Genomic DNA, 4,538 nt, shown 5'->3' on the forward strand with positions numbered 1-4,538 from the left:
CGGCGGTTGTCAACATAGTTGTCGCGTCTACTGATCAAGCTGCCTCTTTTTGCTGTGAGTCAGCTTGATTTTCCTTGGGCGGATTCAGCCACACGCTCTCCACCGGATTCCAGTTCCTGATATCGCCGGACCATCGCTCCGGCATGCGTTGCCGGGCTTCCTGGTAGAGCGCCTGACGCGCCGCCAGTATCCGTTTCTCCTCGCCACTGTGACGCTGCTGCGGTGTCACGTGGCGAATCCCGCTGTGGCGATGCTCATGGTTGTACCACTGAACGAAGGCATGCACCCATTGCCTTGCCGCTTCAATGTTCTCAAACGGCTTTGCCGGATACACAGGCCGATACTTCATCGTCCGGAACAAGCTTTCCGAGTACGGATTATCATCACTCACCGACGGTCGACTGAACGAGGGCACTACACCAAGCTTCTGCAAGGTGGCCAGCATCATCGCGCCTTTCATCGGGCCTCCGTTATCCGAGTGCAACACCAATCCTTCCTCATGAACACCTTCCGCCAGGCAGGCCCGGCGGATCACAGCCGCAGCGTATGCGGCGGTTTCCTCTGCATACACTTCCCAGCCAACAACTTTCCGGCTGTAGACATCCATCACCAGATACAGCCGGTAGAACAGGCCCTTGATGCTCGACGCCAGGAACGTGATGTCCCAGCTCCACACCTGGTTCGGGCCTTCAGCCAGATAACTCTGCGGCCTGGCGACCTCCTTCGGCACCGCTGCTTTCCCGCGACGCTGAACCTGATCCGCTGCCCGCAACACCCGATAGAACGTCGACTCCGAGGCAACATAAACGCCCCGGTCAGCCAGCAGCGGCACGATCTGGCTCGGCGGTAGGCTGGCGTATTCCGGCTGGTTGCAGACCGCCAGCACGCGCTGTCGCTCTGCCTCGCTAAGCTTGTTGCCCGGCGTCCGGTACGCACCCGCTGCCTTGCGCTGATCCTCAAGCACCCCAGTACCCTGCGCTGCCTCCCAGCGTTGCAGCGTACGCACGGTAATATCCAGTACAGCACACGCCTTGTGGCGCCGCGCTCCAGCGCAGACCGCTTCCGCAATCAACCCAATCGCCACCTGACGATCCGCCAAGGTAATCAATCTTCCTCGGCGTCCCCCCAGATGGCTCGGGCCTTTTTTTGCAATACCAGCAGGGCTGCCGCCTCCGCCAGAGCCTTCTCCTTGCGCTTGAGCTCCTTCTCGAGCTTGCGGTTCTTCTGGCGCTCCTGCTGTAGCGACCGGCGGTCTTCCACCGATAAATGGCCATCACTGCCCGCACCGGTACTGGCTGACTCCCGCCAACGCCGGATCTGCTCCACGTAGAGCCCTTTACGCCGACAGTACGCCGCCAGCTCCTCTTCATTCAACGCCGCTGTCTCAATCACAACGGCCAACTTGCTTTCCCCGCTCCACTGATCGGGGTTCTTCGGATCGGCTGGCACAGCGATACCCTGGTTGCGGACTCGATTGCGCCAATTGTACAGCGTCTGCTCACTGACGCCCGTTTCCCGGCTAACCTCTGCCACCGAGCGCGCATTCGGCGGCATCATCATCTGCACAGCTCGCTCCTTAAAGCCCTCGCTGTAACGCGGCATGATTCTCTCTCCTGCCGCCCCTCGGATTTAACGTTGGTGAAAAAATAGGCGCGACAACTATCCTGACAGAGGGGGATTTCAGATACAGGCTGATCCCCGAGGTGAGCGATAAGGCCCTTCTCCAGCCAGCCTTTGCGCTTCTTTTCGGTCGTCGCAGTCCACTTCTCGCTCTGAATCTTGTTGTCTGCCCACTCTTCGGCGACTCCTGCGAAAGTGTTCCGTCTGGCGGTCTTATCGGCCTGTTTTCTGGTTTTGCGCTCCCTGGCCGGGTCTATCCCCTGCGCGAGCAGGTCTCGTGCTTCCTGTCGCTTGGCACGGGCTTCTTTCAGTCTGGTTTCCGGGTACGTGCCGAGGGATAGGCGCTTCTGTTTGCCGCCAAAGCGGTACTTCAGGCGCCACCATTTGCCCCCTTTGGGAGTGACCTCCAGGTACATGCCTTCGCCGTCGGCGAGGATGTAGGTGGCGGGCTTAGGCTTGGCGTTTTTAATGACTACATCGTTGAGTTTATTGGTTTCCATCGACTGCTTCTGACGCCGGAGTTGGCACCAAAGTTGGCACCACTTTTGGTTGGTTGTCAATGGAGTGGGTTGGAGTGAGGTGGAGTATTTATGGAATTAAGTGGTTGTTTTCGCTGTGTTATTTGGGGTTTCTTGGGCTGGGATGGACAGATAGATGGTACCAGAGGCCGGACTCGAACCGGCACGGGTGTTACCCCAACGGATTTTGAATCCGTCGCGTCTACCAATTTCGCCACTCTGGCAAGCGAGCGCGGCAGTATAGCGCTGTGTTGCGGCAGCGCCAACTGCGTTAGACTTGGCGCCCCCAGAATCTCGTGCCGGTAAAGTACGATGCAGGTTTCAGAGTTTGATTTCGCGTTGCCGGAGCAGCTGATTGCCCGGCGCCCCACCGCTGAGCGCAGTGCTTCGCGCCTGCTGGCGCTGACCGCTGACGGTCTGGCGCATCGCCAGTTCACCGATATCCATGCCCTGCTCAAGCCCGGCGATCTGCTGGTGTTCAACGATACCCGGGTGATTCCGGCGCGGCTGCATGGCCAGAAGGAGACCGGCGGCCGTATCGAGGCATTGATCGAGCGGGTGCTCGATGAGCGCGAGGCGCTGGCCCAGGTGCGTGCCTCCAAGGCGCCCAAGCCGGGTAGCTGGCTGGTGTTCGACGGTGGCGTGCGTGCCCAGGTAACCGGCCGCGCCGGTGAGTTCTTTCATCTCGCCTTTGTTGGCCCGGAGTCGGTGTTGTCGGTGCTGGAGCGGATCGGTCATGTGCCCTTGCCGCCCTATATCGACCGCCCGGATGACGAAACCGATCTGGAACGTTACCAGACCGTGTATGCCCGCCACCCCGGTGCCGTGGCGGCCCCTACCGCCGGCCTGCACTTTGACCAGGCGCTGCTCAACGGGCTCGCCGAGGCGGGCATTGAGCAGGGCTTTGTCACCCTGCATGTCGGCGCCGGCACCTTCCAGCCGGTGCGCGTTGATGAAGTTGAGGCACACCGCATGCATACCGAGCTGTATCAGGTGCCTGAAACCCTGGTGGAGCAGGTGCTGGCCACCCGCGCCGCCGGCGGCCGGGTGGTGGCGGTGGGCACCACCTCGCTGCGCGCCCTTGAAGCCGCCAGCGCTGGCGGCCGTCTGCGCGCCGGGCAGGGCGAGACCGACATCTTTATCTATCCCGGTTACCGCTTTCGTGCGGTGGATGCGCTGATCACCAATTTCCACCTGCCACGCTCAACCCTGCTGATGCTGGTCAGCGCCTTTGCCGGCCAGGAACGGGTGCTGGCGGCGTATCGTGAAGCGGTGGCGCAGGAGTACCGGTTTTTCAGTTATGGGGATGCGATGTTCCTGGAGAGGTCGGATGCGGGAGAGGTGGATGTCTAACACGCGCAACATTGCCGCCTCACCCTGTAGGAGCCTGCCTTGCAGGCGAATGCTCCGGTGCGCCACTCAAACCTGTTCGCCTGCGAGGCAGGCTCCTTCAGGCACTGCGCCTGCTTTCAAAGCGTCCGGCCGCTGGACGCCGGGTCTGTGGGAGCGGCGCTCGCGCCGCGAACCCACTTCCGGGCGCTCTGGAATATTCGCGGCCCGAGGGCCGCTCCCACAAGGCGCTCCCGTAGAGGGTTTCTCGACAATCTCAACCGGTTGGATGCCCTGTAAAGCGTCCAGCGTCGAGCGTCGAGCGTCCAGCCATTCTTCAGCGTCAGACGTCAGACGTCGGACGTCAGACCAGGGCCTTTCCCCATGTCCCGTATGACTTTCAATCTGCTCGGCAACGACGGCCAGGCCCGCCGTGGTCGGCTGACTTTTCCGCGTGGCACGGTGGAGACGCCGGCCTTTATGCCGGTGGGCACCTACGGCACCGTCAAGGGCATGTTGCCGCGTGATCTGGCCGCCACCGGGGCGGAGATCTGTCTTGGCAATACCTTCCACCTGATGCTGCGACCGGGCACCGAGGTGATCGAGGCGCACGGGGGGCTGCATGGCTTTATGCACTGGTCGAAGCCGATCCTGACCGACTCCGGTGGTTTTCAGGTATTCAGCCTCGGTGAATTGCGCAAGCTGTCCGAGCAGGGGGTGGTGTTCCGCTCACCGATCAATGGTGACCGGATTGAGCTGACGCCGGAGCGCGCAATGCAGGTGCAGCGCAGTCTCGACAGCGATATCTGCATGATCTTTGACGAGTGCACGCCTTACCCGGCCACCGAGCAGCAGGCGGCGGATTCGATGCGCCTGTCGTTGCGCTGGGCAAAGCGCAGCAAGGCGGCCCACGAGGGTAATGACGCGGCCTGCTTCGGTATTGTTCAGGGCGGTATGTATGACCCGTTACGTGCCGAGTCGCTGGCCGGGCTGATGGATATCGGCTTTGACGGCTATGCCATCGGCGGTCTGTCGGTGGGCGAGCCGCGCGAGGAGATGATGACGGTGCTT

Annotated in this window: 4 protein-coding genes and 1 tRNA gene; 2 read left to right on the plus strand and 3 right to left on the minus strand. The window is 61.6% G+C overall.

The window, feature by feature from the left end; genetic code table 11:
* Positions 1-34 precede the first annotated feature (34 nt).
* The 3 genes from ACTZWX_RS17755 to ACTZWX_RS17765 all read right to left on the minus strand — a co-directional run bounded on the left by ACTZWX_RS17755 (position 35) and on the right by ACTZWX_RS17765 (position 2,362).
* Positions 35-1,602, minus strand: a protein-coding gene (locus tag ACTZWX_RS17755) for an IS3 family transposase (protein WP_444715046.1) whose coding sequence is annotated in 2 segments (ribosomal slippage) — positions 35-1,140 and positions 1,140-1,602 — 1,569 coding nt in all. Because the reading frame shifts where the segments join, the coding sequence is not laid out codon by codon here.
* Entirely contained in the window at positions 1,557-2,120 is a 564-nt protein-coding gene (locus tag ACTZWX_RS17760) for a tyrosine-type recombinase/integrase (protein ID WP_444715047.1), read from the minus strand. The genes ACTZWX_RS17755 and ACTZWX_RS17760 overlap by 46 nt, the downstream gene beginning before the upstream one ends.
* A 155-nt stretch (positions 2,121-2,275) precedes the next feature.
* Positions 2,276-2,362 (minus strand) — tRNA-Leu (locus tag ACTZWX_RS17765).
* An 88-nt stretch (positions 2,363-2,450) separates the two neighbouring features.
* On the opposite strand from ACTZWX_RS17765, the gene queA reads away from it, so the two are divergent.
* Positions 2,451-3,491: a tRNA preQ1(34) S-adenosylmethionine ribosyltransferase-isomerase QueA gene (gene queA, locus ACTZWX_RS17770; RefSeq protein ID WP_444715048.1), complete on the plus strand. Its 1,041-nt coding sequence runs from the start codon at positions 2,451-2,453 to the stop codon at positions 3,489-3,491.
* A gap of 369 nt (positions 3,492-3,860) precedes the next feature.
* Positions 3,861-4,538 (plus strand): tRNA guanosine(34) transglycosylase Tgt (tgt, locus tag ACTZWX_RS17775; protein WP_444715049.1); only part of this gene is annotated, 678 nt, incomplete at its 3' end.

The sequence above is a fragment of the Marinobacter sp. NSM genome (genome assembly GCF_052380025.1).
GTDB lineage: Bacteria > Pseudomonadota > Gammaproteobacteria > Pseudomonadales > Oleiphilaceae > Marinobacter.